Here is a 24,203-nt window from a genome sequence, read left to right as displayed (position 1 = left end):
TCAACCCGTCAGCAGGTGGCGGCTCAGGGCCTGCGCGTCGAACCGGTCGACCAGCGCGAAGGGCCGGCGCGCCCCGGCCGCGGCGGCGGCGCGGGCGAGGTTGTCCCGCCGTTCCCGCTCGCGCGCGATCCAGCGGCGGCGGAGCGAGGGCCGCAGGAAGACCAGCCGGCGCCCGGCGCCTTCGAGATCCTGCAATTCGGCGAGCCCCCATTCGGGCAGCCCCGCATCCTCGGCGCTGTCGGCGAGGATCACCGGGACGGTGTCGTGGCCCGCGAGGCCGGCGAAGACCCGGCGGATCAGGTCGGGCGGCCAGCGGAAATCCGAGACGACGAAGACCAGCTTGGGCCGGCCGAACAGGCGGCGGGCGGCCTCGATCATCCCCTCGGCGCCGCCGCCGGAGCAGGATGCGCCGGCGAGCCGGCCGGCCATCGCCACGGCAGCGCTGCGGTGGCGGGTGACCGGACAGGTCAGGTCGGTGCGGATCGTCCGGTCGACGGCGATGAGTCCGAACCCGTCGCCGATCCGGGTCGCCGAGCCGGCGAGGCCGGCGCAGAGTTCGGCCGCGAGCGCCATGCGGTCGGCGGCGCCCCGGTAGCGCATCGATCCCGAGAGGTCGACGACGGCGTAGACCTCCACCAGCACGCGGGTCTCGAAGCGGCGCACATGCACCCCCTCGAACGGGTCGCGCAGGGTGGCGCGCAGGTCGATCCGCCGGGCGTCGGGCAGGCTGAGGAAGGGCACCTGATCGCGGAAGCTGCCGAGGCCCCCGGCATCCCGCCCGCGATGCACCCCGGCGCGGCTGCCCCGCGGCCGCCAGCGCGGCAGGTAGACGATCTCGGCCGGGGGCGGCCCGCTCGGGGATCCGCTCATGGGGCCGGCACCGTGTCGAACACCGCCCGGCACAGGGCGGGGACGATCGCGCTCCGGCGCAGCTCGTGGACCGGTTCGAGGAAGATCCGGTGCGCCATCACCTCCGGGAACACCGCCCGGATGTCCTCCGGCACGAGCCAGCTCCGGCCCTCCAGCCAGGCGCGGACGCGGGCGGCGCGGACCAGGAAGGCGAGGCCGCGGGGCGAGGCGCCCCCCTGCACGAGACCCGCCATGTCGAGCCCGTCCATATCGAGCCCATCCGGGGCGAGGCCGGGGAGGCGGATGCCGGCCTCGGCCGGGCGCAGGAGCGCGTCCCACAGGGCGACGACGTAGGATTCGATCGCGGGGGCCGCCGCGACGGCGTGCTGGATCGCCGCGGCGATGCCGGCGATGCCCCCCTGGTCGAGCACCGCCGGCGCCACCCCGGCGATCAGCCCATCCGTGTCGTGGAAGCGCGGGTCGAAGGCCAGGGCCCTGCGGGTCTCGGCGTCGCGGGGCGTCTCCAGGCCGATCTCCATCAGGAACCGGTCGCGGGCGGCGGCGGGCAGCTCGAAGGTCTCCTCGCGCTCCACCCGGTTGCGGTCGGCGAAGACCAGGAGGTTGGGGAAGTGCCAGTCCCGCGCGAAGGCGGTCACGGTCCGCTCGGCCATGAGGCGCAGGAGCAGGGCGTGGACCTGCGGCCGGGCGCGGTTGATCTCGTTGAAGAAGAAGACCGACAGGTCCTCGGCCTGGCGCAGCACCGGCCCGGGCTCGACCCGGGGCCGGCCGTCCTCCCCGAGGAAGGTGTGGTAGATCAGGTCGGTCGGCATCAGGTCGACCGTCCCCTCGACGCGCTCGTAGGCGCCGCCCAGCGCCCGGGCGACCGCCCGCAGCAGGGTCGTCTTGCCGACGCCGACATCGCCCTCCAGCATGACGTGGCCGCGGGCGAAGATCGCGATGGTCACGAGGCGGATGGCGCGGGCCTGGCCGACCACCGCCCTGGCGATCTCGGCCTCGAACCGGAACGCCGCCGCGCGCCAGTCGGTCAGCATCGCGTCGCCGGGGCGCGGTGGGTTCATCGGGAACTCGGGGCTCGGGACGAAGGCGTGACGAACCGCGCGGCCGTCATGGCGCGACGCGATTTAGGGATGCGCCAGCGCCGGAGACGTCCCGCTGCCCCGGGCCGCTTCGCTGCGCGCGCGATTGTGGTTCAGGGTCCGAGGGTGGGGAGGTCGGGGCGCCGCCCCGGCCTCCCGCCCCGCTCAATTCGCAGAGATCTTGGAGACGTCGTATTCGAATTTGCCGGTCTTCTTGGCGTTCTCGACGCGCTTCCTGTTGCGTTCCTCCATCTGCTTGATGGACTCCGCCTGCTTCGAGACCTCCTTGGGGTCGTGCTTCGGATCGTATTTCGAGCCGGCGACCTTCTCCGGGAAGCCGGGTTTGGGCTCCCAGCAATTGCCGGGCGCCTTGCAATGCTGCCCGTCATAGGCGAGGGCCGGGCCCGCGAAGGCCGCCCCTGCCAGCAGCACCGCCACACTCATCGTCTTGCGCATCTCGGATCTCCTCGTTCTCTCCCCAGGGCGGCCGCGACGGCCGTTCGCTCGTCCCCTGCCGGGACGTCGCTCCGCGCGGACCCCTATTCCGGCAGTGGCTTGCACTGGCCGGCGGTGTCCTTGGCGAAGGTCTCGCCTTCTTTGAACGGCGTGTAGGCCTTCTTCTGGTCCTCGCTCAGCCAGGCGGCATCCTTCACCGGGCCGGTATAGAGGTGCCGGATCCACGCGATGACCTGCAGCATCTCGTCCGGATTCAGGTCCTCGTTGTGCGGACCCATCATGCCGTTGGCGCCCCCCCAGAGGGTGGAGAACAGGCCGGTATCCTCGGTGTTGGCCGGATAGGTCCAATAATTGTCGTTGAGGCCGGGGCCGACCTTGCCCTCCGCGAGATGCCCGTGGCAGCCCGAGCAGGAGGTCAGGAACAGGCTCTCGCCGTTGCGAAGGCACGACTTGTCGTCGATGTAGATGTTCTTCCCCGTCTGGAAGAAGGTCTTGACCGCCGGGGTGTCGCGGCCGCCGGGCTTGCCGTCCTGGAGATCCAGCGCCTCGCCGGTGATGGTGTTGCGGAAGACGATGCCGCCCTGGGGGCCCGCCTGCGGCTGGGCCAGCACCGCCCCCGCGACGGCCGCCGAGCCGAGGCCGAGGACGGCCGTCACGGTCATGATACGCTTCGATCGGGTCATACGCGGGCTTGGCATTGTCCTGAGAGTTCGGTGCGGAGCGGAAGGCTCACGGGGTGGTGATGACCGGGACGCCGTCCTGCTTCAGGACGGCGTCGATCCGCGGCTTGGCCTTGGCGATGGCGGCGTCGAGGGCGCCCTTGAGGGCCGGATCGTCCCTGCGCACGCCCATGGACTGGTCGAAATCCTGGGGCATCCTGCGACCGTCGCTGCCGACCGTGTCGTTCGGAACCGGCGTCATGCGCAGCGGCACGGTCGATTCCCTGACGTAGCGGGCCACGTCCGGGGCGAAGGCGACGCCCACGGCGGCCCTGTCGGTGGCGACCTCGCTGACGAGGCGGGCGGGGTCGATCTGGGTGTACTGGTTGCGCGGCGCGCGGAAGCCCACCAGCCCGTAGAGGTAGGCCATGTCCTCCTCGTAGCGGCCGATATCCTTGAGCATCGCCTCGGCGGGCGACCCGAACGGCACGACCATGTGGTCGACGGTCTTCAGGCGCGGATCGGACCAGGACGTCACGTCGAGGCCCCTGTCGGCGCGGGTGATGAAGACGTAGCCGCTGCGATAATACGGCCGGGTGGCAAGCACCCGGGGATCGTCGCTGTCGAGGCCGACGACCACGTCGCAGAGGCCCTTCTCCAGCCCGTCGCGGACGAGGTAGATCGCGGGTTTGCTGAGCCAGACGAAGACCGGCTTCCGGCCCATCGCCTCGGCGACCGCCGCGGCGATCCGGTTCTCCAGGCCGGAGCCGTCCCGCAGCGACAGGGGGGGCTGCCTGTCGGAGGCGCAGATCCTCAGGGTCGCGGGATCGGCCGCCGGCGCCGCGGACGCCGTCGCGCCGTCGGACTGGATGGCCTGTGCCTCCGAGTCCTGGGCGCGGGGCTGCGCGCCCAGGGGCAGCAGGGCGAGGAGGGCTGCGGCGCAGGTCGCCGCACGAAGGGATCCGCCGAGGAGCGGCATGCGCGTCTGTCCCTGATGCTGTTCTGATTGTCGGCGCACCGGCCCGGACAGGGCGTGTCCGCGGGTTGTCGGCGTCACCCCGGAGACTTCGCCGGCCCGGAGGCCGGCGAAGTCCTGCGTCGCGGCTTACTTCGCAGCCTGCTGGTACTCGCCGACGTTCGGGTCGTCGTAGGGACCCTTGCCGTCCAGCGAGAACACGATCACGCCGCCGCCCATCTGGGTGTAGTTGGCGAGCTTCTTGAAGGCGCCGACCGCGCCGAGGCCGGCGGTCGGATCCTGAAGGTCGAACACCAGACCCACGCCCGGCCAGCCGCCCACGCCGTAATTGATCGCGACGTACTGCGTGCCCTTGTGGGTATAGGTGATCGGATACCCGATCGCCCCGGAGGGAAGCTTGAACTTCCACAGCAGGTCGCCGGTGTCGGAGTCCCGCGCCTTGATGAACCCGTCGAGGGTTCCGTAGAGCACGAGGTCGCCGGCGGTGGCGGTGGTGCCGCCCCAGACCGCGAAGCGCTCCATCTTCTCCCAGTTGAACTTGCCGGTGATGGCGTTGTAGCTCTTGATCTGGCCGAGGCCCTCGTAGTTCTGCCGGTCCCCCTTCGGGCCCGGATACATGTTCAGCGTCGCGCCGACGAAGAACTGGCCCGCCCGGTAGGGCAGCATGAACGGCTCCCAATCCATGCAGATGTGGTTGATGCCCATGAAGAAGGCCTGACGCTTCGGATCGTACGAATCGTGGCCCTGGTTGTGGTAGCCCATCGCCGAGGGGCAGATGTCCTTGGCGAGGTGATCCATCCGGGTGCCGTATTCCGGATCGCGGACCGGGGTGCCGGACTTCAGGTCCACCGACTTGAACACGTTGACCGTGTCGTCGATCTTGTTGGCCGAGACCAGGGAGCCGTCGGTCCGGTCGAGGGTGTAGACGATGCCGTTGCGGTCCGGATGGGTGAGGAGCTTGCGCAGCTTCCCGTCCTTGTCCTTCTGCTCGGACAGCATCATCACGTTGACGCCGGCATAGTCCCACTCGTCGTGGGGCGTCTTCTGGTAGCCGAAATGGGCCTCACCGGTATCGGCGTCGCGGCCGAAGATCGTCATGGTCCACTTGTTGTCGCCCGGCCGCATGGTCTCGTTCCACGGTGCCGGGTTGCCGGTGCCGAAGTAGATCATGTTCGTGCCCGGGTCGTAGGCGTACCAGCCCCAGTTGGTGCCGCCGCCGATCTTCCAGGCGTCGCCCTCCCAGGTCGCCGTGCCGAGGCCCTTCTGGCCGTAATGGGCGTTCCGGATGTTGAAGTCGTCGGCGAGCAGCAGGTCCTGGTCCGGCCCCGTGGCGTAGGCGCGCCAGACCTGGGCGCCGGTCTTCACGTCGTAGGCCGTGAGGTAGCCGCGCACGCCGAGCTCGGCGCCCGAAGAGCCGACGATCACCTTGTCCTTCACCACGTAGGGGGCGATGGTGAGCGTCGAGCCGACCTTGATGTCGGAATTCTCGATCTTCCACACCGTCTCGCCGGTCTGGGCGTTGAGCGCCGCGACATGGCCGTCGAGCTGTGTCTTCAGGATCAGCGGCGGCGTCTTGCCGTCGCCGGGCCAATAGGCGAGCCCGCGGTTGACGAGGTCGCAGCAGGCGACCGAGCGCGCGGCCGGGTTCTGCTTCGGCTTGTCCTGCCAGAGGATATGGCCCGGATCGTCGAGGTCGAGGGCGAAGGTGTAGTTCGGGAACGCGGTGTGGACATACATCTTGCCGTCCACCACCAGCGGCGCGCCCTCGTGGCCGTTGAGCAGGCCGGTGGAGAACGTCCAGGCCGGCTTCAACTGCTTGACGTTGGTTTTATTGACCTGCTTCAGATCGCTGAAGTTGTTCGAGTCGTAGTTCTTGCCGGGCATCACCCAGTTTTCGTCGCTCTTCGACAGGTCGCCGAGCTTGTCATCGGCGGTGGCGATGCCCGCCAGGCCGATCGGCGCAACCGCGACCATCGCCAGGATCGACGCCGATCGTGAAAACCTTCCCAATCTCATTGTGCATCTCCTCGCCGGGCCGCCGCGCCTTCTGGCCTCGCGGCAGGTGATTGTGCGACGCGAGATAAACGCCAAGTCTATCCCGATGAGCGTTCGCCTGATGCAAGAGCTTGACATTCAAAGCTTCTTAAAAAAGGCTTATTACGACCGGCATCGCTCGCCGGTTTTACAGAAATTTTTTGCGGTATGTCTTCGGGATGTCGGTTATTTGTTTGCGGGACGTTTCGGCAATCGGCCATGGATCGTGTGGAACCTGCGCGCTGTGCTTGACGGGGCGACCCGCGGCGCTCACTCATGGTGGACATCAGCGAGGGCGCTCCCCGCCGAAATGGACGCCGGTTCGGCGGCAGGGGGCGCGTCGAAACACGGTGTCCGCGAGCCGTGACCGGGATGGGGGCGGGATGGGACGCGTGCGAGCGTGGCTGCGGGGCATCCGGCACCTTCCGATCCCCCTCGCCTTGGCGCTTGGCCTCGCGCCGTCGGCCCTCGCCGACGCCCGCTGGGCGGCGCTCTATCCGCAGGATGGCCGGCGGGACCTGACCGGCGCCGATCTCGACCGCTACAGGGGCGCAGGCGTACTCTGGTGCCGCCGACCGGACGGGGTTCCCCAGAAAGCCGCGGCCGCGTGGCTGGTGGCCGATCCATCCGTGGTCGTCCTCAACGCCCACAACTTCCGCGACCGGCGCCTCGAGCCGACGCGGGCGGTCTCGGAATGCTATTTCCAGATCGGGGGGCGCAACTACGCCTTCGCCCCCGACAGCCTCCTGCTCGGGACCGCCCCGGATTCCCGTGCCCTGCACATCACGGACGATTGGGCCATCCTGCGGCTGGCCAGTCCGGCGGACGCCGTGCCGCAGCCCCTGCCGGAACCGTCCGGCCTGCCGACCGGGGACGTGTCCGTGCGCGTGACCATGGTGTCGCCGGCCGGACACGAGAATTATCGAGGCCCGAGCAGCCTCGAAGGTTGCACCATCCGGCGGATCGATCCGCCGAGCGAGGACGACATCCGCCGGGCCCGCCACGATTGCAACGACGGCTACGGGGGATCCGGGTCGGGCCTGTTCGATGCAGCGGGCCGCCTGATCGCGCTGCAGAGTGCGTCGTCGGTGATGAATGCCAAGCGTGCGTTCGACCCCGAGTCCCACTACGGATCGGCGCTTCTCTTCGAAGGCCGGCTCGCCGCGGCGCTGAAGGACGTCCTGCACAGGCACGGCGATTGAGCTTCGCGGACCCACGACGGCGCGGTGGCGGCCCGCCGGCCGATCCGGGGGCGGCGGGCCCTCCGAGATCGGTCGCGTTCTGATGTGACGATTGTCGCATTCATCGAAGCGTCAGGTTCTGACCTCGATTGAGGCACGGCTGTCGAACCGAGCAGACCGCCCCGCTCAAAATCTCGATCCCTGTTTTGCAATGTTCGTCGAAGATCCCCGGAAATATCACCGTCGTTCTGTTCTCTTGGGCGGCCTGCGTCGTTGGTACGAAGCATTGACCCCTGCGACTGCGCTTTCCGTTCGCGTCAGTGCGATCTTGCTGAGTTCGCTGCTGGCGACATCGCTCTCGTATCTGGTATTTCTGCTGGTGCTGAGTTGAACCCCCGGTCGTCGAACCCGGACGCGATGGCGCGCACGACCTTCGCACGGCTCACGGGCCTCTTTCCCGCCTCATTTGGACTGCGTAAGTAACAAGCTGGCAACAAATTAGAACCGGCGAAGGGGGGGGATATGGTTTTCGTCTTGATCGCGGCCATCGGCCTGGTCGCCGGACGCTGGCTGAACTGGTTCAGTGTCGCCGCCATCGCGATCATCCTCGCCGTCGCGGTCGGGATCGAGGGTGCGGTCCATGCCCGGCCCTTCTTGAAGGTGCTCCGGCGCTGCTTCGAGATGAACAGCGTCTTTCAGGGCGCTTACCTCGCCCAGGCCGTCTGCCTCGCCTACGGGCCTTACTGGCTCAGACGGCCGAGCAAGTAGCGCCCGCCGGCAAGCGCGGACGCGTGCCTGCATCGGGGTTCCCGCGCCGCGCCGTAACCTTTCGTTAACCACTTCGCGGTCCCCTGCCCCTCTGTCCGTCTGAGGGGTAAGCCCATGCCCGATCTCGATCTCGATCTCGATGTCCGCGCCGCGTTCGCCAAGCTGTGTGCCGATGCGCCCGCAGGTGATGCGGGCGGGGCGACCTATGAGGACACGCTCGGTCTCGCGGTTCAGCGCTTGGTGCGCCGGACCCGTGGGCCCCAGGCCGGTGTCTCGGCCCGCCCCCTGCGCGAGGCCGGTCCGCCCGAAACGGACTGCCCCTTCATGGTCACGGTGACGGCCCTGTCCTTCGAGAGCCTGACCCAGGGCTTTCATTGACGCGACCCTGCTCCCGCTGAGCGGCCCTCCGGCGCAGGGCAAGGGCTGCGGCGGACCGCGCTGTCGGGCACCATGAGGCCGACACGGGCGGTTACGGTCGCCCGGGACGGTAATGCGAGGGGCTCCGCGGGCGGAGACCGGAGGCGGCCTGCCGGCCGCGCCGGGCCGCCCGACATCCGTCAGCAACGCGGGCGGTCGACATCGCGTCCATGAGACCGATCCTCACTCCGGAGCGGCGCGGTACGAGCCGGCCGCCCGCAGCGCGTCGGGCCGTGTGCTGGTCCGTTCTGGCATGCCTGCTCCCGGCGCCGCAGCCCGGCCTGGCGCAGGGCATGGCCACGGCACCGCCCGTTCTCGGCATGGCGGTGGATCCGCCCGAATCCGGGATGGCGAATGCCCCGCCGGCGCCCGTTCCCGAGCCGCCCTCCGGCGGTGCGCGACCGCCATCGATGGACGCGCAGGCGCCGACGGCGGGGCCCGGCCGCAGGCGGTTCCGGGGGCCCGGAAGTGGGTTCGCGGAGGCCGAAGGCCGACTGCCGAACCAACGGACCGGCCGGCGCCACACGCATGTCGTGCGCGACATCTGCATCGGCTGCTAGGACCGGGCCCGATCGCAGGGCGACCGCCCTCCTCCCGGGACCGCCCTGCACCGTCAGCGTGTCCTGGACCGAGCCCTGGCAATCGCGACCTCGGCCTGACCGCAAGGGCGCGCGAAGCCCGGTGAACCCAGGGCGCGTCGGCCGACCGGCCGCGCCGTCCGGGCGGTCGGCGTGGCGGCCCTGCATCCCCGGCAAGTGTTGGCCTGTAGCAGTGTTCAAACTGGAACCATAAGCTCAGCCGTTCGTTCCTCGGCGATGGAACACTATAGGTCCACGCTGGCGATTGCTGGAGTTGCTGCTTTTGGTCTCGTGGCCGCGGCGCACATCCTCCATCCGGGTAATTACGAGGACCTTCCGCGGGGCGTGCAGGCGTCGGTCTCGCGGGCGGAGGCGCCCGTGCGATCGGTCGCGTGGACCAGCCCGCCGGCCCGTGCGGACGCCCTCAGCGCCTTGTCCAACGCGGTCGTTCCCGTGGCCCAGGCGGCGGAGATAGCGTCGCCTGGAACCGCGTCCCTCGCGTCGCGCCGCGCGGCCTTGAGCGATCCGGCGACCCCGGGGCGGCTGTCGGGCATCGAAGCGACGCGGCGGCGCAGGATCGCGCAGCGCCGATTCAAAGTCTACCAAGTCGCTTTGACGCAAAGACTTCCTGCCAATACTGCCAAAGACCGGCGGATGGCAGCACACGCTCGACCCGCCAGGTCTGTCGAAGGATTCAACCCGATCCGCACGTTGATCCACGGTCTGGGCCTGGATGGCTGAGCCGTGCCCCGCAGCTTCACGCATCGCTCTGGAGCCCCAATCATGATCCGGCCCATCCTGCTGATCACCGTCCTGGCCCTCGGGGCCGCCGCCACCCCCGCGGCTGCGCTCACCGCCAAGGACTGCTCGGTGAAGTATCAAGCGGCCAAGAAGGCCGGCACGCTCAACGGGCAGACGTGGAACGACTTCCGCAAGGCCGCGTGCGGCACGGCGCCGGATGCCGCCAGCAGCTCCGTACCGAATCCGGTCGCGCCGGCCCCCACGAAGACCGCGGCTCCGGCGCCGTCATCGAGCGCGGGCGCTCCGCCGCCGTCCCTCGGATCGGCGGCCTATCCCCGCGCGATCGACCCCAAATACGCCAAGGAGTCGGCCGGCAAGGCCCGGATGCATACCTGCCTGGACAGCTACAACGCGGCCAAGGCCGCGGGCACGCTGGGCAATGCCAAGTGGATCCAGAAGGGCGGTGGCTACTACTCGGCGTGCAACAAGCAGCTCAAAGGGTAAGGCCGCGCGGCTCGGGGCATCCCGGGCCGCCCCCCACGCGACCCCGGCCAGATCCGCCCCGGGGGGGCGCCGATACACGACGTGGTCCGATAGCCTGTGGCAAAAGTCCCTTCAGTGCGCCGTCGCCCGGGCCGGCCGGGCGCCGCGCCGGAACAGGCCGCGCAGGATCCGGAACGGCAGGAGCAGCAGCTTCAGGACCGCACGAACCGCCAGTACGGCGACGACGGTCAGGACGGCCAATCCGGTATTGAGCAAGGCGAGGCACTCCGCGGCGACATGAATACGGCGGCCCGCCACCGCCATCGGTGACAGGAAGCGCGTCGAACGCGGCGGCAGTGTGATGCCCGCGATCAGGCCCGCGTAACCGCGCGGCCTGGGCGGCCGTGATCCGGGCTGCGCCGGCCCGGCATCGGGCGCCCAAGCGGGAAAGGGTCGCAAACAGGGCTACGCGCGAAACCGATTTATATATCCGCGTCTGCATCGAAGTTTTGAGCCATATTAACCTTTCCGGATCAGGTTTGACCCCGGTGGCTTCAGGCATTCCCGGCTCGATGGCTGCCGATCGAGGTACGCCGTGTCGCTTCACCCCCTGTCGATCCGCAACACGCTGATCCTGGCCTTCTCCATCCTGTCCCTGCTTCTCGTCGGGGTCGGCCTGTTGGGGCTCACCGGCATGCAGACGATGCGTGACCAGATCGTCGAGGTCGAGACGAACTGGCTGCCGAGCATTCGCGTGCTCGGCGAGATCGACACGTTGACCGCGCGCAGCTCCGCCCTGATGCTCCGCCACACCCAGGCGACGGATCCGACGCTGCTCGCGGGGATCGAGAAGGATTTCGGGCGCTTCGGGCAGCAGCTGCGCGAGAAGAGAGCCCTCTATGAGACGTTGATCAGCTCGCCCGAAGAGCGCGCGGTCTACGAGACATTCGCACAGCAGTACCGCGGCTTCGAGACCATTCGCGACGCGGTTCTCGACCTGTCGCGCAAGGGGCAGAAGGCCGAGGCGTTCGCCCTCTACGAGACCCGGGGCATCGTCCCGCGTCGCGCGGCTTCGGTCGCCCTCGACAGGCTGGCGCTCATGAACAACGAGGGGGCTGCGCAGGCGCAGAACCAAAGCAAGGCCACGTTCGAGACCACGCGGGCCTGGGGTCTGGCCGCCATGATCCTCGGCCTCGCCCTGTCCGCCATCGCCGCACTCGTGATCGTCCGCGGCGTGACGCGGGGCATCGCCTCCGTGGTGCGGCCGATGCAGGCGCTGATCGCCGGCGATCTGGGGGTCGAGATCCCGCATCGGGGCCAGAAGACCGAGATCGGCGCGATCGCGGACGCCGTCCAGGTGTTCAAGGAGGGCCTGATCCGCATGACGGCGCTGGAGGCTGAGACCGCACAGGCCCGCCTCGACGCCGAAGCGCAGCGCAAGGCCGGGATGCGTCAGATGGCCGATGGCTTCGAGCAGGCGGTCGGCGGTATCATCGGCATGGTGTCGTCGTCCTCGACCGAGCTGCAGGCCACCGCCCAGACGATGACGGCCACGGCGACCGAGACCGCCAGCCAGTCGACGACGGTCGCGGCGGCGGCCGAGGAGGCCGCCTCCAACGTCAACACCGTGGCCGCGGCCGCCGAGGAGCTGGGCTCGTCGGTGCAGGAGATCAGCCGCCAGGTCGCGGGCTCCGCCGAACTGGCGCAGCTCGCCGTGCGCGAGGCGGATCACACCGGCGCCCTGGTGCAGGAGCTGAGCGCCGCGGTCGCGCGCATCGGCGACGTGGTCGGGCTGATCTCGACCATCGCCGGGCAGACCAATCTCCTGGCGCTCAACGCGACCATCGAGGCGGCGCGGGCCGGCGAGGCGGGCAAGGGGTTCGCGGTGGTCGCCGCCGAGGTGAAGGCACTGGCCGAGCAGACCGCGAAGGCGACGAGCGAGATCTCGGCGCAGATCACCCGAATCCAGGCCTCGACCGGCCAGGCCGTCACATCGATCGGCGGCATCACCGGGCGGATCCGCGAGATCAGCACCGTGGCCTCCTCGATCGCGGCCGCCGTCGAGGAGCAGGGTGCCGCGACGCAGGAGATCGTCCGCAACGTCGGCCAGGCCGCGATGGGGACCGGCGAGGTCACCAGCAACATCGCGGGTGTGGCGGGGGCGGCCGAGGAGACCGGCGCGGCGGCGAGCCAGGTGCTGGGGGCGGCCTCGGAGCTGTCGCGCCAGTCCGAGTACCTCGCGGCCGAGGTCGAGCGCTTCCTCGCCACCGTGCGTGCGGCGTAAGGACGACGACGGCATCAGGAGGACGCTTCCCCATCGTCCGTCCGGCGGCGGGGGGGCGTTGGGACGGACCCTATGTCCGATTGACGCGTTGACGCGGATGAACGCCGAACCATCACCCCTGCGCGACCCCGCCCGCCTCGCCCTGACCGAGTCGGCTCTCGCGGCGGCGGATAGTCTCTGGCGGGCCGAGATGCGCCGGAACTACGGGCCGGACGGGGTGCTGCACTACGGCTACGCTCCGGAGGGTCAGGGCGGCCTCGGGACATCGCTGCGGCGGACCTATGAGGCGCGGCGCGTGGCCGTCGCGCTCTGGCGTCACGAGCGGAACCGGGCGACGTCGCGGCCCTGAGCGGCCGATCATCCGAGGCGGCGCCCGCGACGCCGCGTCGTCCGGCAGGATCAGGGAGCCGGGCGGAACCCGTGCCGATACCGGTCGCCCGGATACCGCAGGCCAAGCATTGTCGTCCACGCAGACGACATCGTCTCTCCGATCATCTTGATTTCACCACCGTGATCCTGATGTACGCGTGACGCTCGGCGGATTCGAGCGGGTTTCAGGATCAAGGCAGGAATAAAGTGACAGAGACAAAATTTGGATACGCCCCAGATTTGACCGAGCTGACCGGCGGGATTGTTGCGGCGTACATTTCGCACAATCCGGTGCCGGTGGCTGAGCTTCCCAAGCTTATCCACAGCGTGCACGGGGCGATATCTCATCTGGTTTCCGGTGGCGCCACCGTTGCAGTCGCCTCCGAGATCAAGATCGACCGGCCCAACGCGGCCCAGATCCGCAAGTCGGTCCGGTCCGACGGGATCGTCAGCTTCCTCGACGGCAAGACCTACAAGACGCTCAAGCGCCACCTGACCAGCCACGGGCTCGACCCGCGCGGCTACCGCGACCGCTACGGCCTGCCAGCCGATTACCCGATGGTCGCCCCGAGCTACGCCGAGCAGCGCTCCGCCCTGGCCAAGGCGATCGGCCTCGGCGTCCCCGGCGGGCGTGTGGATCGGCCCAGGACCGGCACAAGGGGCTGAAGGCGGGTCCGGCACGGCGCGGGCGACGATGTCGGTCGGCGGGGCGATGCCGGAACCGCGCGCCCCGCGCCCCGTGGGCCGGCCGAGCGCCGGGATATCGGTCGGGCTCGGCCATTAAGGGTCCGGATCCGGCTCGGGCGGGCGGTCACGTCGGCCCGGCCTGCCTGGATTGGCGCTCCGCGCCGAGACAGTGCATAAGGCGCCATCCCTCCGCGCAATCCCGTGCACTGGGCCACGATGCGGAGGCCGAGATGGCACGCGAACTCACGACCGGCAGAGCGCAAGCGGTCACACCCGAGGACTTCAACGAGCGCGTGAAGCGTCTGCTCGCTGACAAGCCGGATCCGCGCAAGGCGGAGCCGAGGGCCAAGGGCTTCAAGAACAGCAAGCCGCCCAAGAGCGACTGAGCCCCTGGGGGGGGGGGGCGTCGACCTCCCCCGCGTCGAGATCGACGACCGTGGATCGCTAGGTCCCGCTTCCACGGCAGCGCAGCGGAACTGTATCGGGTCCTTACGGGTCCGGAGCCGGATTTCACCGCTGCTGCGCCCTAGTGCGGGGCGGTGCCGCAGAGGCTCGTCCCTCGCCTTCCAGACGGCTGTGGCGTGCGTCCAGGGCTGACGGGCCGGCGACGGCGCTGCCGCGCGAGGCAATCCGCCGACGACCGGTGATGCGATGCGCTTCGCAGGACCGAGCGGCGCGGTCCAGGACGTACAGGCTCGCATGGCCGAGCGGGTCGACGCCCCGCAAGGGCTTCCCGGATCGCCCGACGGAGCGAGCCAGAGGCTCGTGGATCAGGCCCGGCGTGAGGCCTGCGGGGTGGTTCAAGCCCTGCAACCGGCCGTCCTCGAGCACGGATGCGCCCCCGCTGCCGCCGATCGCATCGGGCTCGGTGTCCAGGGGAAATGGATCTGAATCCCCCGCCTCCGGCCGAGGCGCCGGGGGCGGCGTATCGCGCGTGATCAGGTCTCGCCGCCGTTCTCCGTGTCGGCGTCGCTGACCGGCGGCATCGCCTGCTGGGCAAGCTGATCGCCGATCAGCTTCAGGAGAATGCGAGCGGCCAATTGCATCTCGCGCGTTCCAGATTCCTGCACGGTCTCATAGGCGGCGATGCAGGCCCGCACCATCGCCTCATGCCTTTCGGTCGCTGTCATCTGGTCCGTCGGTCTTGGTTTTTTCCAGCGCACCTATCATGGGTTGTATATTGGGGACAGCCGTCAATCGCGGAAGTCATCTGCCCCGCCTGCGTTTATGCATGCAAGGGTTGTGCTATCTCTATTGTGCGCAATCGAAAGCGAGCGTTACCATCGGGTCCTCCAGGATGAGGTGCGCCTTGCATACGAAGAGTCCTTCGCCGTTGCACGAGATTGCCCAGGCCTTGAATCTCCCTGTCGAGGCGTTCTTCGCCACCGCGCGGAGTGCCTTCGACCCGGCCGGGGGCGCCGAGCTGATCCGGTGCTGGCAACAGATTTCCGACGCCGATGATCGGGAGCGGCTGCTGCGACTTGCACGGGAGCTCGCCGGCCGGTCGGAGAATTTCCGGCGCATGGCCGAGTAGTGCCTGCCGCCTCGGACCGAAGGCCCGCCCTCGGCCGCCATCGCGTGCGGCGGTGAGCGCGACCAATGGGCTGCGTCGGCAGCCTCCGTCATCGAGCCGCGTTGAGTGGGTCACGGAGAACGACATGCTCAAGATCTTCACGGCGGGCGCCATGGTCCTGCTTCTCAGCCTGCCGGTGGCCGCACAGGGTAGCCGTGCGGGGAACGTGACGGCGACCGGGCAGACCAGACCGCCGAGCCGAGACGCGAGCCCCACCGCGCGCGACAACCCGAACCGTCGCACCAAGAACGATGAGCAGCAGGACAAGCTCAGCCGCGGCATCTGCATCGGGTGCAATGCGAAGTAGATCGCCGACTATGCCGGACCGTGATGAGCCCGACCCCGGAGTCGGGATCGGCGGGACTCTGCGGGGTAGAAAAAAGCCCGCCACGGCGTACCGGGCGGGCTGAACAGGCTCCGGTCTCGCTGTGGACCCGGTTACTTCCCGCTGGGCGCCGCCCCGCTGCCGGTCGCGCCGTTGCCCGTGCTGCTGTCACCCGCCGGTGCGCCTGACGTCGTCGTGTTGCTGGTGCCCGACTGGGCGACCGCCATCCCGGCGCTGGCGGCGACCAGCGTGAGGGCGAGGAGGGCGGACTGAACGCTTCGGCTGGTCATGGCACTCTCACATTACGGAAGACCGGTATACACCGGTATACCTCGGCCAACGTGGGCTCGGGGTCGTCGTTCCTGGCGTTGCCCTGGGTGATTGCGTCACCCCCCTGCGCCCGTTCCGTCGGCCGCCGGGACGTCCACGTGATCTGGCCGCTGAGCGGGACCTCCAGAGGTCCGAAGCGTCCCGTCATCGCCATCGCAGCGTGTCGGGCGTCGGCGGCATCCACGACGTCGATCGGGGTCGCTCAGGGAGCGGGTTCCTCTGGGGGGCGGTCGCTGGTATCGGCATCACCGCGGTCACGAGTCGCTTTGCCGCGCAAGTCCGCGTGCGGGACCGGGCCGGGATAGCTGACCATGCCGAACACGTTTGGCCTGAACCGCACACTGGGCAGCGCCATCGGCGTCATCGCGCTGGTGACGGTTCTGAGCAGTGGCGCGGTCCTGCTCACGGACAACCAGCTGCAGGAGGCGACCGATGCGCGCGACCGGTCTAGCCAGCTGATCCGGGCCCTCGACGGCTTCCGCGCGGCCATGCTCGACCAGGAGACCGGGCTGCGCGGCTACCTGCTCACCGGACGCGACGGCAGCCTCGAGCCGTATCGCGCCGGTCGCCCGGCTCTGGACGAGGCGATCAGCCGTCTCAGAGCCATGATCGGCGCGGATGCGGAGCGCACGCGCCTCCTGGCCGACGCCGCGGCGGCCGCGCGCAGTTGGCAGACCGATATCGGCGAGGCCGCCGTCCGGAGCGCAGCCGATCCGGCGACCCGCGCGGACGCGGTCCGGATTGAGGCCGACGGCAAGGGCAAGCAGTTGTTCGATACGTTCCGCGAGAAGCTCGCGGCCATCGAGAGCCTCGAGGAGACGGGCCGCGCGGTCCAGGCCGGACGGGTCGCCCAGGCCCAGCGCGACGTGCGTGTCGCGCTGTGGGGCGGGACCCTGCTCACGCTCCTGATCTGCGCCGGCATCGGGATCGCCATCAATCGCCTGATCGTCGGACCCCTCCTGCGGGTGATGGCCTTCGTCGCGCGCGTCGGCGGGGGCGACCTGTCGGGGCGGATCGAGGCGGGTGTCGGCGGAGAGGTCGGTCGTCTAGCGGGGACGCTGAACGCGATGGTTTCGGGGCTTTCGGAGCTTGCGCGGACCAACCGTGCGGCGACGGCCGACCTGAACGCGGCGGCGGCGGAGATCCGGGCGTCGGCGCAGGAGCAGGCGGCCTCGGTGGAGCAGCAATTTGCGGCCGTTCAGGAGACCGCCGCCACGGTCGACGAGATCACGCATTCGGGGGCGCAGATCAGCAAGCGGGCGACCGAGGTGATCGCCACCGCCCAGGCGACCGCGCAGACCTCGCGGCAGGGCCTGCGCGCGGTCTCGGACACCGCCCGGGCGATGGAGGCGATCCGGGAGCAGGCGGAGGCTGTGGCAGGCAACATCGTCGGCCTGTCGGAGAAGACCCAGACGATCGGGGACATCATCGAGACGGTCAACGACATCTCGGAGCGTACGCACCTGCTGGCGCTCAACGCGGCCATCGAGGCGGCCGCGGCCGGGGAGAGCGGGCGCAGCTTCGCGGTGGTGGCCTCGGAGATGAAGCTTTTGGCCGACCAGGCGAAGGCGGCCACCGGGCAGGTGCGCGGGCTTCTGGGGGAGATCCAGCGGGGGATCAACACCTCGGTGATGCTCACCGAGGAGGCGGTCAAGCGGGCCGCGTCCGGCAAGACCCGCTCGGACACGACGCAGCGGACCATCGAGGAGATCACCGCCCGGGTGGAGGAGAACGTGCAGACCTTCCAGCAGATCGTGGCCTCGACCAACCAGCAGCAGCTCGGCATCGAGCAGGTCATGGGCGCGCTCCAGAACATCCGGCAGGCCAGCCAGCAGACCGCGGCCGGCACCCGCCAGGTCGAGACCGCCTCGGCCAACCTCACCGAACTCGCCCAGGCGCTCATGGCGCTCGCCGAACGATACCGCCACTGAGGTTGGCCGCGCCTTGCCCGACCCGTACGGCCCACCCGGCCCGGCAATCCGCGCTCGCCCCGCCCGAGGCCGAGCGGAACTTGCGCTCTGTGTGCGAAATGTCGCATTCATCCGGTCATCCGGACGATAGTGTTGGGACTGGCCTAAGCTGCTGGAAACACTCTGTTACGTCAGCGCTGCCGTCGAGTTCGCGCCAATGATCGACAGGGCATGGCACAGTTCAATTTCAGGATCGTTCCGCCGGGTCCGGAACTGGTACGCGCATTTGCCCGTGTCGGCCGCATTCTCGTTCCGGACCTGTTTTCTGCTTGTCTGGACCATGATTGTCACCGCGGTGACGTATGGCCTGGTTGACCTGATGCCGTCCTGATGGTGCGCTGCAGTATTGGACATGCTTGCTAAGCTTCAGCGGAGTAGTCTACCTAAGCAGACCGAATCGGCAGTCCGGCGGCCCGCATGCTCTTCATCGTGATCGCGTCTTTGGGCCTCGTCGCCGCCCGTGAGTTCTCGTGGTTCGGCGTGTTCGCCATCAGCACGGTCCTGGCCGTCGCCCTGGGTGTCGAAGGCGCCATCCATGATCGGACTATCCTGAAGGTGCTGCATCGTGACTGGGAGGTCATCGTCACCTTCCAGTCCGCCTATGTCGCGCACATCGTGTGGGACGCCTACGGTCCGCGCCTGATGGCCCGTCTCGGCCGGTAAAGGGCCCGGAACCGAGATCCATCCGCGCGAACCGCGCCGTGTGCGGGCGGTCGCTATCCGGCGCGGTGCGGTCAGGAGGTCTTCACCAGCTGCAGAGGGCCCCGCTGGGACGGCGCCGCCGCGGCCTGCGCGGCGGCCATGCGGGTCTGGTTGCGACCGCCGTGCTTCGCCTCGTAGAGGGCGCCGTCTGCCAAGCGATACAGGTCCGGCGGCGCCGCGCCGCGTCCGCCGTCCGGCCCCGTACAGGCGAGGCCGATGCTCACCGTAACGGCGCCCGCTCCGATCCCCGCCGACCCGACCGCCAGCGCGGCGACCTCGGCATGGACCCTGTCGGCGATGCGCCCGGCGCCGGCCGCGTCGGTATCCGGCAGGAGGATGGCGAATTCCTCGCCGCCGATGCGGCTGACGAGATCCTGGGGACGGTGCACGCTCGCGGCGAGGCTGCGGGCCAGACCCTTCAGGATCTCGTCGCCCACCGGATGCCCGTACCGGTCGTTGTAGCGCTTGAAATGGTCCGCATCGACGATGAGCAGCGACAGCGGCTGGCCGCCGTGTCGCGCCGCCTCCGCGGCCCGGGCGAACCGGTCCTCGAAACAGCGGCGGTTCGGCAGGCCGGTCAGGGGGTCGGTGCGCGACAGCGCGGCCAGGGCGTCCTGCGCCGCCTCGCGGCGGCGCAACTCCCGCCCGAACAGGAACGAGAGCGCGATCGTGAGGCCGCACAGCACCAGGACGATGCCGCCGATGACGACCGCCTTCGCCAACCAATCGGCCTCCACGTCCTGGGTGGCCAGGGCGACGTTCAGGATCAGCGGGAGGGCGCCGATCCGCGTGAAGGTGTAGGCGCGCTCGATCCCGTCGCGCACGGAGGTGCTGACGAAACGGCCCTGTCGCTCGCGCATGAACCGCTTGAAGGTCGCAGCCTTCGCGATGTTCGCCCCGAGGTCCGCGGCCTCGTAGGGATAGCGCATCAGGCGGGTGCCGTCGGTCAGGTACAGGTTGATCGCGCCGCGCGGACCGAGGTCGATCTCGCTGAACAGATGCGTGAAATAGGACAGCTTCACGCTGCCCAGGACCACGCCCCCGAAGCGCCCGTCGGGCTTGTTGATGCGCCGGCTGAACGGGAGCATCGGCTCGCCGGTCAGGCGCGAGACGATCGGGCGGCCGACATAGAGGCCCAGCCCATCATGGTCCTCGTGGACCTTGAAATACGCGCGGTCCGCGTAGTTGCCCTGCCGCGGCGGCACGGCGCCGATGTCGTCGAGGATCTGGCCGTGCTCGTCGATGACCAGCATCACGCCCATGTCCCGGGCGGTCGCGGCGCGGTCGAACAGGATGAGCTGGCGCAGCCGCGGGCCGGCCTCCGCGAGACCGGGTGCAGCCAGGTTCTCCACGGCGGCCCGGAGCGAGAGATCGTAGATCTCGATGTTGCGGGCGATGTCGCGTTCCAGGACCTGCACGAGGTTCCTGGACGTCTGCTCGGCCCTGTCCCAGGCATCCTGACGCAGGTCGGCCAGCATCACCCCGGAGAGCGCGACCATGCCGATCGGCGCCAGAATGCCGAATGCGAGCCACGTTCGGGCTGAGCGGAGCCAGCCATGGAGGCGTCCCAACGAGATCATCGGCACGTCCACGTGAATTCGTCGTCGGACACCAGTATATGTTCAAATGTGACTTAAACGTTACTTTTATACCGCTACGGTTGATGAGCATTCTCGGGCAAAGCTCTGCCGTGCCGCCGGAGCCCCGCGAAGCGTCGGATTCCCGCGGGCCGCGATCAGCGGCCCTGGAAAGGTTCGGCAATCCCGCGATCCGGCGGTGCAAGTATCCACAGTCAATGCGCGGGCGCGCAAGTCTGTACCGATACCGGGAAAGGCCCCGCGGACTTATGCTGCTCCGCATCGAAGTGGGAGAGTGGCATGTGGGATGAGGATGCTTTCGCCCAGGAGATCGCAGCCCTTCTGATCGCCGACATCAAGACGTCCGGCGCACGCAGCCGGGCCGAACTCGAGGAGGCCTGCCGGATCTCGCTCAGGAGCCTCCTGGGCGACGCCGAGGTACCACACCAGATCGCCGTCCTGATGCCCATCGGCCTGGATCGCTGGCCGCGGGTGGTCGTGAAGGGGCGGCGCATCCCGGACCTCTGAGCGCTTGCCCTCCCGGCAGGATTGTTGAGAGCGTCGGTGGCCCCGCGACGGGCGATGCAGCCGAGGCGTCCGGCGCACTCGCGTAAGAGCCCGCCCCGATGGCTGAGTCAGCCGGATGCGCGTTCGATGATCGCCCGCCGTGGTTCCGGCCGGCGTCCGCAACGCCGTCGCCGGGTCAGAACCCGTATCAGATCCGCGAGCGGACTCGTGTCGATCCAGCGCCGCGGACAGCCCGCAGGCAACGCCCGCCGAGGGCCGCCGACCCGCAGGTGCCAGGCACGCGCCCGGCCGCGGCGGTTGCGCCCGGACGGCCGGGTGGAATTCGGGCTCGCACGCGCAAGATCGGGGCGGCTGTTTGAGTCGCTCAAATAGGCTCCTGAATAATTGAACTGTTGCTTGCAATGTTGAGTGAAATACGCAATATGCTGCCTCTTATGTCCGATGCTGTAACTGAGGCAAGATTCGAATGCTGGAGGTGATTTATAGAAATGCTCCCTTCGGAAAGAAAAATTTATATCTACTGATAAACTATTTTCTTAAAAGAACAGGAATATCATTTATAACACAAACAAGATATGGTTTCAAAATATATACTAACACAACTGACTTCATTCAGCGGGCGGTATTTAACTTTGGCGTTTGGGAGCCGGATGTCTCGGCGGCCATTTCAAAAATGCTGAAACCGGGCGATTTGTTTGTCGACGTTGGTGCAAATATTGGATACTATACATTGCTTGCGAGCAAGATAGTTGGACGGACTGGAGAAGTTATTTCGATCGAAGCACACCCTAATATATTTCGGCTGCTAAATAAAAATGTTGAACTCAACTCTGTCGAAAATGTCACGACAATAAATATTGCGGTCAGTGATTTAGAGAAAGAAATTGAATTTTTTACGGGCCCTCAGAAAAGCCTCGGTGAAAGTACAACAGTCAGCAAAAGGGGATTTACGTCGATCGGCAAGGTGGCGGCCAAGCCAATCACACATATTATTTCTCACGATAAACTAAGCAAAATATCATTGATCAAAATTGATATCGAGGGAGCGGAAGCCGAAGTTTTGCGGGATATAATGTCAAATATAGAACTATTTCCCAAAGATCTCAAAATTATTTGTGAGATAGCGTCAGAATCAGAAGAACGGAACTACATTTTCGATACATTGAAATCGCACGGGTTTCTAGCATACGCTGTGCACAACGACTATAGCGAGACGTACTATTTCAACTGGACCGCTGGTAAGGTTCCAGTCAGGATTTCTGAAATCCCCTTGGAACAGTGTGATGTCATATTCAGCCGAAACGATATCTCAGGATTGATCGGAAGCAATCGCAAAAATTGACTTCACGATGAAAGCCCCGTGCGATGCGTATGGCGACGATCATAGCGTCCGCCGGGGCCGACAAGGCGGGCGCAGAGGAAACGGTTGCTTTTTGCCGGCCAGGGCAGAGTTTCATCAGCACGAAGATGGCCCCTGACGGGACGCTGCAAATCCGCGTCGGACGGGACGTCGTCCGGGTACGGGAAAGCGTGTTCCGCCCTCCCGTTGAGACGCCGACCGCGCGCAAGGGCGATGCGGGGTTGATGTGTGCGTGCGGCATCTCCGTGATTGAAGCATGCCGATTCAAACCCCTTCAGAGCCAATCTGCCTGCCGATGGGGCGAAGCCGTGCCGCCCATCCGCCCTCCGATCCGCCCCGTCAGGCGGATGCCGTGGTTGCACCCGAGACAGAGCGGGACGGCCGGCTGAGGCGCCCGCCCCGGAGCCGGCTTCCCGAGGGCGCGGCCCTCAGCGTCCGATCACTCCCGTACGGCCGATGGGGCCGATCGCGTTCGGGCCGGTATTCGGGGCCGGCTCCGCGGCCAGGTTCCGCTGGCTGTCCATGCGGAGCATGTCGGTCTGGGTGGTCTGGTCCTGCTGCAGGGCGCGCAACTGGCCGGTGCGCTCCATCGATTGGTTCGCACCATTGGGATTGTTCTGCTGCACCTGGGCCAGGACGGGCGTGGCGACGGCCGGTGACAGGCAAAGGGCGGCGGCGATGAGGATGCGCATGGCGATGCTTCCGCGGTGGAGGGTGTCATGGGTCCGACGGATCGAGGGCCCGCCGCGTTCCACGCGATCGTCTACGCGACGCGCTCCGGCAAGTTCGGCCATGCGACGACGTAACCCTGCCGCCGGCGCGACGCGGCCGTGCTCCGGAGACAGGCCCGTCGGGCGCATGGCGCACCGGCATGGTTAGCCGATCCCTCCCTCCCGGCCCGCCTCTTTACGTCTTGTTAACGGCTCCGGGCGAGTCTCTCGGCGACGAGCGGGAGAGTCGCCTGATGCGTGTCTTGACGGAGGAGGACGAGCAAGCGGTCGAGCGCCTGACGCTGCAGCTTCTTCACGACGCATATTGCGACCTCGCGGCCGTGCTCCGCGGTGCGCAGCCGCAGGCGGCCGCGGCGATCCTCGGCGCCATGGAGCAGCGGGTGACCGACGTCCTCGGCCGGATCTGCCGGCAGGGTTTGGAAGGGCCGGCCTCGGTGGCGATCGCGATCGCCGTCGGCGAGCGGATCGGCGCCATCATGGATCAGGCTCACGGTCGGGACGGGCGGCCGGCGCTTGCGGCATGAGGATCGGCGCGTCGGAAGGCCCTGAACGTCGGAGCTCTTCGCGGGGCTGAGCCGAACGCGATCGCCGGGTTCGGAACGAGGTTCGAGAGACCTGCCCGGTTCGGCCGCGCGCGGCGGCGCCTCCGGCGGCCGGGTGGCCGGGAGATGATGTGCGGAGGGTCCGGGCCGCGCGCCCGTCCATCCGACGCTCGCGTGCGACGCGGGGCGAAGCTGGTGCGTGACTTCACAGGAAAGCCGTGTGCGCCCATGCAACGTTCCAATGCTGATCGGTTGGTCGTCGACCTGGGCATGAACAACGGCGACGACACCGCCTACTATCTCAGGCAGGGCTTCAGAGTGGTGGCTGTCGAGGCCAATCCCGCCTTGGTAAAGGCCGCGGAGCGGCGCTTCGCGGCCGAGATTTCGGCGCGCAGGCTTGCCATTCTGAATCGCGCGGTCTGGGACGAGCCGGGGTCGGTGACGTTCTATGTGAATGCCGACAACGATCACTGGAGCAGCATCGACGCAGGCTGGGCAGGCCGCGAGGACAGTCGCGTCGAAGCCATGCCGATCGAGACGATCAACCTCCGGGATCTATGTGCGGCGTTCGGAGTGCCGTACTATCTCAAGATCGATATCGAGGGCGCCGATCTGACGGCCCTCCGCCAGCTCGACCAACTGGCTGAACGTCCGGCTTTCGTGAGCGTCGAAGATTGCCGCTTCGGATTTGACTACATTTCCACATTGGGCGCCGCCGGGTACGCGGCCTTCAAGCTGTCCGATCAGTCGATCGTCCCGAGCCTCCGCGATGAGACCACCGGGGCGAACTTTCCGCCGGGCGCGTCCGGCCCCTATGCCGATGCCCTTCCCGGCCCGTGGCGACCGAAGGACGACTTCATCGAGCACTATGCGCGGACCGTGCGGGATCGAGCCGGCCGACGTCTCGCGCCTCGGACACAGTGGTGGGATATCCATGCGGCCCTGTGAGGCCGCCGCGTCGCGCGGATCGACTTTGCATTGAGTGC

Annotated in this window: 30 protein-coding genes; 19 read left to right on the top strand and 11 right to left on the bottom strand. The window is 68.0% G+C overall.

Annotated features, from left to right (window positions below):
• From AC3IF1_RS15335 to AC3IF1_RS15310, 6 genes are all read right to left on the bottom strand, one after another.
• The gene (locus AC3IF1_RS15335) at positions 1-870 is read right to left on the bottom strand and encodes a DUF58 domain-containing protein (protein ID WP_489218283.1); all 870 of its coding nucleotides are present in this window, start codon (positions 868-870) and stop codon (positions 1-3) included.
• A complete protein-coding gene (locus AC3IF1_RS15330) occupies positions 867-1,928 on the bottom strand; it encodes an AAA family ATPase (RefSeq protein WP_489218281.1) in 1,062 nt (353 codons plus the stop codon). Before AC3IF1_RS15330 ends, AC3IF1_RS15335 begins: the two co-directional genes overlap by 4 nt.
• Positions 1,929-2,111: 183 nt before the next feature.
• The gene (locus tag AC3IF1_RS15325) at positions 2,112-2,402 is read right to left on the bottom strand and encodes a methanol dehydrogenase [cytochrome c] subunit (RefSeq protein WP_489218280.1); all 291 of its coding nucleotides are present in this window, start codon (positions 2,400-2,402) and stop codon (positions 2,112-2,114) included.
• A gap of 83 nt (positions 2,403-2,485) precedes the next feature.
• The gene (gene moxG, locus AC3IF1_RS15320) at positions 2,486-3,064 is read right to left on the bottom strand and encodes a cytochrome c(L), periplasmic (protein ID WP_489218279.1); all 579 of its coding nucleotides are present in this window, start codon (positions 3,062-3,064) and stop codon (positions 2,486-2,488) included.
• A gap of 67 nt (positions 3,065-3,131) precedes the next feature.
• Entirely contained in the window at positions 3,132-4,040 is a 909-nt protein-coding gene (gene moxJ, locus AC3IF1_RS15315) for a methanol oxidation system protein MoxJ (RefSeq protein ID WP_489218278.1), read from the bottom strand.
• 126 nt (positions 4,041-4,166) lie between these two features.
• On the bottom strand, positions 4,167-6,047 hold the full coding sequence (locus AC3IF1_RS15310; protein WP_243967444.1) for a methanol/ethanol family PQQ-dependent dehydrogenase: 1,881 nt from the start codon (positions 6,045-6,047) through the stop codon (positions 4,167-4,169).
• Between AC3IF1_RS15310 and AC3IF1_RS15305 the strand changes: the two genes are divergently transcribed.
• From AC3IF1_RS15305 to AC3IF1_RS15275, 7 genes are all read left to right on the top strand, one after another.
• Positions 5,977-6,438 carry a hypothetical protein gene (locus AC3IF1_RS15305; RefSeq protein WP_243967446.1) on the top strand — a complete coding sequence of 154 codons (462 nt, stop codon included), beginning with the start codon at positions 5,977-5,979 and terminating at the stop codon, positions 6,436-6,438. The two genes, AC3IF1_RS15310 and AC3IF1_RS15305, sit on opposite strands and share 71 nt — an antisense overlap.
• Positions 6,439-6,454: 16 nt before the next feature.
• Positions 6,455-7,273, top strand: coding sequence for a S1 family peptidase (locus AC3IF1_RS15300; protein WP_243967419.1), 819 nt, complete (start codon positions 6,455-6,457; stop codon positions 7,271-7,273).
• 91 nt (positions 7,274-7,364) lie between these two features.
• Positions 7,365-7,643, top strand: a complete 279-nt coding sequence (locus AC3IF1_RS15295; RefSeq protein ID WP_489218276.1) for a hypothetical protein — start codon at positions 7,365-7,367, stop codon at positions 7,641-7,643.
• A gap of 131 nt (positions 7,644-7,774) precedes the next feature.
• Positions 7,775-8,020, top strand: a complete 246-nt coding sequence (locus AC3IF1_RS15290) for a hypothetical protein (protein ID WP_243967418.1) — start codon at positions 7,775-7,777, stop codon at positions 8,018-8,020.
• 114 nt (positions 8,021-8,134) lie between these two features.
• On the top strand, positions 8,135-8,398 hold the full coding sequence (locus tag AC3IF1_RS15285) for a hypothetical protein (protein WP_243967417.1): 264 nt from the start codon (positions 8,135-8,137) through the stop codon (positions 8,396-8,398).
• Positions 8,399-9,252: 854 nt separating this feature from the next.
• Complete coding sequence (locus AC3IF1_RS15280; protein WP_243967416.1) at positions 9,253-9,756, top strand: hypothetical protein; 504 nt, start codon at positions 9,253-9,255, stop codon at positions 9,754-9,756.
• Positions 9,757-9,798: 42 nt separating this feature from the next.
• A complete protein-coding gene (locus tag AC3IF1_RS15275; protein ID WP_489218275.1) occupies positions 9,799-10,260 on the top strand; it encodes a hypothetical protein in 462 nt (153 codons plus the stop codon).
• Positions 10,261-10,371: 111 nt separating this feature from the next.
• On the opposite strand, the gene AC3IF1_RS15270 is transcribed toward AC3IF1_RS15275, so the two are convergent.
• Positions 10,372-10,515 (bottom strand): hypothetical protein, encoded by a 144-nt coding sequence (locus AC3IF1_RS15270; RefSeq protein WP_243967414.1) that lies wholly within the window; start codon positions 10,513-10,515, stop codon positions 10,372-10,374.
• A 319-nt stretch (positions 10,516-10,834) separates the two neighbouring features.
• Between AC3IF1_RS15270 and AC3IF1_RS15265 the strand changes: the two genes are divergently transcribed.
• The 4 genes from AC3IF1_RS15265 (at position 10,835) to AC3IF1_RS15250 (ending at position 13,965) form a co-directional block, all read left to right on the top strand.
• The gene (locus tag AC3IF1_RS15265; protein ID WP_489218273.1) at positions 10,835-12,523 is read left to right on the top strand and encodes a methyl-accepting chemotaxis protein; all 1,689 of its coding nucleotides are present in this window, start codon (positions 10,835-10,837) and stop codon (positions 12,521-12,523) included.
• A 97-nt stretch (positions 12,524-12,620) separates the two neighbouring features.
• A complete protein-coding gene (locus AC3IF1_RS15260) occupies positions 12,621-12,872 on the top strand; it encodes a hypothetical protein (RefSeq protein ID WP_243967412.1) in 252 nt (83 codons plus the stop codon).
• 227 nt (positions 12,873-13,099) lie between these two features.
• Positions 13,100-13,558, top strand: coding sequence for a Ros/MucR family transcriptional regulator (locus AC3IF1_RS15255; RefSeq protein ID WP_489218272.1), 459 nt, complete (start codon positions 13,100-13,102; stop codon positions 13,556-13,558).
• A gap of 251 nt (positions 13,559-13,809) precedes the next feature.
• On the top strand, positions 13,810-13,965 hold the full coding sequence (locus AC3IF1_RS15250) for a hypothetical protein (protein WP_243973842.1): 156 nt from the start codon (positions 13,810-13,812) through the stop codon (positions 13,963-13,965).
• A 552-nt stretch (positions 13,966-14,517) separates the two neighbouring features.
• On the opposite strand, the gene AC3IF1_RS15245 is transcribed toward AC3IF1_RS15250, so the two are convergent.
• Positions 14,518-14,709, bottom strand: coding sequence for a hypothetical protein (locus AC3IF1_RS15245; protein ID WP_489218271.1), 192 nt, complete (start codon positions 14,707-14,709; stop codon positions 14,518-14,520).
• Positions 14,710-14,933: 224 nt separating this feature from the next.
• On the opposite strand from AC3IF1_RS15245, the gene AC3IF1_RS15240 reads away from it, so the two are divergent.
• Together AC3IF1_RS15240 and AC3IF1_RS15235 are read left to right on the top strand one after the other, a co-directional pair.
• Positions 14,934-15,113, top strand: a complete 180-nt coding sequence (locus tag AC3IF1_RS15240; protein ID WP_489218269.1) for a hypothetical protein — start codon at positions 14,934-14,936, stop codon at positions 15,111-15,113.
• 124 nt (positions 15,114-15,237) lie between these two features.
• A complete protein-coding gene (locus tag AC3IF1_RS15235; protein ID WP_243973839.1) occupies positions 15,238-15,459 on the top strand; it encodes a hypothetical protein in 222 nt (73 codons plus the stop codon).
• Between the two features lie 131 nt (positions 15,460-15,590).
• Here AC3IF1_RS15235 and AC3IF1_RS15230 read toward each other — a convergent pair whose 3' ends face one another.
• A complete protein-coding gene (locus AC3IF1_RS15230) occupies positions 15,591-15,767 on the bottom strand; it encodes a hypothetical protein (RefSeq protein WP_489218268.1) in 177 nt (58 codons plus the stop codon).
• A gap of 351 nt (positions 15,768-16,118) precedes the next feature.
• Between AC3IF1_RS15230 and AC3IF1_RS15225 the strand changes: the two genes are divergently transcribed.
• Positions 16,119-17,738, top strand: coding sequence for a methyl-accepting chemotaxis protein (locus AC3IF1_RS15225; RefSeq protein ID WP_489218267.1), 1,620 nt, complete (start codon positions 16,119-16,121; stop codon positions 17,736-17,738).
• A gap of 456 nt (positions 17,739-18,194) precedes the next feature.
• Positions 18,195-18,440, top strand: a complete 246-nt coding sequence (locus AC3IF1_RS15220) for a hypothetical protein (RefSeq protein WP_243967646.1) — start codon at positions 18,195-18,197, stop codon at positions 18,438-18,440.
• Between the two features lie 71 nt (positions 18,441-18,511).
• On the opposite strand, the gene AC3IF1_RS15215 is transcribed toward AC3IF1_RS15220, so the two are convergent.
• A complete protein-coding gene (locus tag AC3IF1_RS15215) occupies positions 18,512-20,059 on the bottom strand; it encodes a sensor domain-containing diguanylate cyclase (protein WP_489218266.1) in 1,548 nt (515 codons plus the stop codon).
• A 297-nt stretch (positions 20,060-20,356) separates the two neighbouring features.
• Here AC3IF1_RS15215 and AC3IF1_RS15210 point away from each other — a divergent pair, with 297 nt between their 5' ends.
• Positions 20,357-20,584, top strand: coding sequence for a hypothetical protein (locus AC3IF1_RS15210; protein ID WP_489218265.1), 228 nt, complete (start codon positions 20,357-20,359; stop codon positions 20,582-20,584).
• A gap of 466 nt (positions 20,585-21,050) precedes the next feature.
• The gene (locus tag AC3IF1_RS15205; protein WP_489218264.1) at positions 21,051-21,926 is read left to right on the top strand and encodes an FkbM family methyltransferase; all 876 of its coding nucleotides are present in this window, start codon (positions 21,051-21,053) and stop codon (positions 21,924-21,926) included.
• A gap of 446 nt (positions 21,927-22,372) precedes the next feature.
• Here AC3IF1_RS15205 and AC3IF1_RS15200 read toward each other — a convergent pair whose 3' ends face one another.
• Positions 22,373-22,636, bottom strand: a complete 264-nt coding sequence (locus tag AC3IF1_RS15200) for a hypothetical protein (RefSeq protein WP_489218263.1) — start codon at positions 22,634-22,636, stop codon at positions 22,373-22,375.
• Between the two features lie 272 nt (positions 22,637-22,908).
• On the opposite strand from AC3IF1_RS15200, the gene AC3IF1_RS15195 reads away from it, so the two are divergent.
• Positions 22,909-23,199, top strand: coding sequence for a BTB/POZ domain-containing protein (locus AC3IF1_RS15195; RefSeq protein ID WP_243967656.1), 291 nt, complete (start codon positions 22,909-22,911; stop codon positions 23,197-23,199).
• A 246-nt stretch (positions 23,200-23,445) separates the two neighbouring features.
• Positions 23,446-24,165: an FkbM family methyltransferase gene (locus AC3IF1_RS15190; protein WP_489218262.1), complete on the top strand. Its 720-nt coding sequence runs from the start codon at positions 23,446-23,448 to the stop codon at positions 24,163-24,165.
• Positions 24,166-24,203: the final 38 nt, after the last annotated feature.

The sequence above is a fragment of the Methylobacterium sp. E-012 genome, assembly GCF_057836545.1.
This window is presented reverse-complemented; position numbering and strand designations above follow the sequence as displayed.

Coding starts and splice junctions, on each gene's coding strand:
- AC3IF1_RS15335 (WP_489218283.1), bottom strand. CDS start 870: ATGAGCGGATCCCCGAGCGGGCCGCCCCCGGCCGAGATCGTCTACCTG.
- AC3IF1_RS15330 (WP_489218281.1), bottom strand. CDS start 1,928: ATGAACCCACCGCGCCCCGGCGACGCGATGCTGACCGACTGGCGCGCG.
- AC3IF1_RS15325 (WP_489218280.1), bottom strand. CDS start 2,402: ATGCGCAAGACGATGAGTGTGGCGGTGCTGCTGGCAGGGGCGGCCTTC.
- moxG (WP_489218279.1), bottom strand. CDS start 3,064: ATGACCGTGACGGCCGTCCTCGGCCTCGGCTCGGCGGCCGTCGCGGGG.
- moxJ (WP_489218278.1), bottom strand. CDS start 4,040: ATGCCGCTCCTCGGCGGATCCCTTCGTGCGGCGACCTGCGCCGCAGCC.
- AC3IF1_RS15305 (WP_243967446.1), top strand. CDS start 5,977: ATGCCCGCCAGGCCGATCGGCGCAACCGCGACCATCGCCAGGATCGAC.
- AC3IF1_RS15300 (WP_243967419.1), top strand. CDS start 6,455: ATGGGACGCGTGCGAGCGTGGCTGCGGGGCATCCGGCACCTTCCGATC.
- AC3IF1_RS15290 (WP_243967418.1), top strand. CDS start 7,775: ATGGTTTTCGTCTTGATCGCGGCCATCGGCCTGGTCGCCGGACGCTGG.
- AC3IF1_RS15285 (WP_243967417.1), top strand. CDS start 8,135: ATGCCCGATCTCGATCTCGATCTCGATGTCCGCGCCGCGTTCGCCAAG.
- AC3IF1_RS15280 (WP_243967416.1), top strand. CDS start 9,253: ATGGAACACTATAGGTCCACGCTGGCGATTGCTGGAGTTGCTGCTTTT.
- AC3IF1_RS15275 (WP_489218275.1), top strand. CDS start 9,799: ATGATCCGGCCCATCCTGCTGATCACCGTCCTGGCCCTCGGGGCCGCC.
- AC3IF1_RS15260 (WP_243967412.1), top strand. CDS start 12,621: ATGAACGCCGAACCATCACCCCTGCGCGACCCCGCCCGCCTCGCCCTG.
- AC3IF1_RS15250 (WP_243973842.1), top strand. CDS start 13,810: ATGGCACGCGAACTCACGACCGGCAGAGCGCAAGCGGTCACACCCGAG.
- AC3IF1_RS15245 (WP_489218271.1), bottom strand. CDS start 14,709: ATGACAGCGACCGAAAGGCATGAGGCGATGGTGCGGGCCTGCATCGCC.
- AC3IF1_RS15235 (WP_243973839.1), top strand. CDS start 15,238: ATGCTCAAGATCTTCACGGCGGGCGCCATGGTCCTGCTTCTCAGCCTG.
- AC3IF1_RS15230 (WP_489218268.1), bottom strand. CDS start 15,767: ATGACCAGCCGAAGCGTTCAGTCCGCCCTCCTCGCCCTCACGCTGGTC.
- AC3IF1_RS15225 (WP_489218267.1), top strand. CDS start 16,119: ATGCCGAACACGTTTGGCCTGAACCGCACACTGGGCAGCGCCATCGGC.
- AC3IF1_RS15220 (WP_243967646.1), top strand. CDS start 18,195: ATGCTCTTCATCGTGATCGCGTCTTTGGGCCTCGTCGCCGCCCGTGAG.
- AC3IF1_RS15215 (WP_489218266.1), bottom strand. CDS start 20,059: ATGATCTCGTTGGGACGCCTCCATGGCTGGCTCCGCTCAGCCCGAACG.
- AC3IF1_RS15210 (WP_489218265.1), top strand. CDS start 20,357: ATGTGGGATGAGGATGCTTTCGCCCAGGAGATCGCAGCCCTTCTGATC.
- AC3IF1_RS15205 (WP_489218264.1), top strand. CDS start 21,051: ATGCTGGAGGTGATTTATAGAAATGCTCCCTTCGGAAAGAAAAATTTA.
- AC3IF1_RS15200 (WP_489218263.1), bottom strand. CDS start 22,636: ATGCGCATCCTCATCGCCGCCGCCCTTTGCCTGTCACCGGCCGTCGCC.
- AC3IF1_RS15195 (WP_243967656.1), top strand. CDS start 22,909: ATGCGTGTCTTGACGGAGGAGGACGAGCAAGCGGTCGAGCGCCTGACG.
- AC3IF1_RS15190 (WP_489218262.1), top strand. CDS start 23,446: ATGCAACGTTCCAATGCTGATCGGTTGGTCGTCGACCTGGGCATGAAC.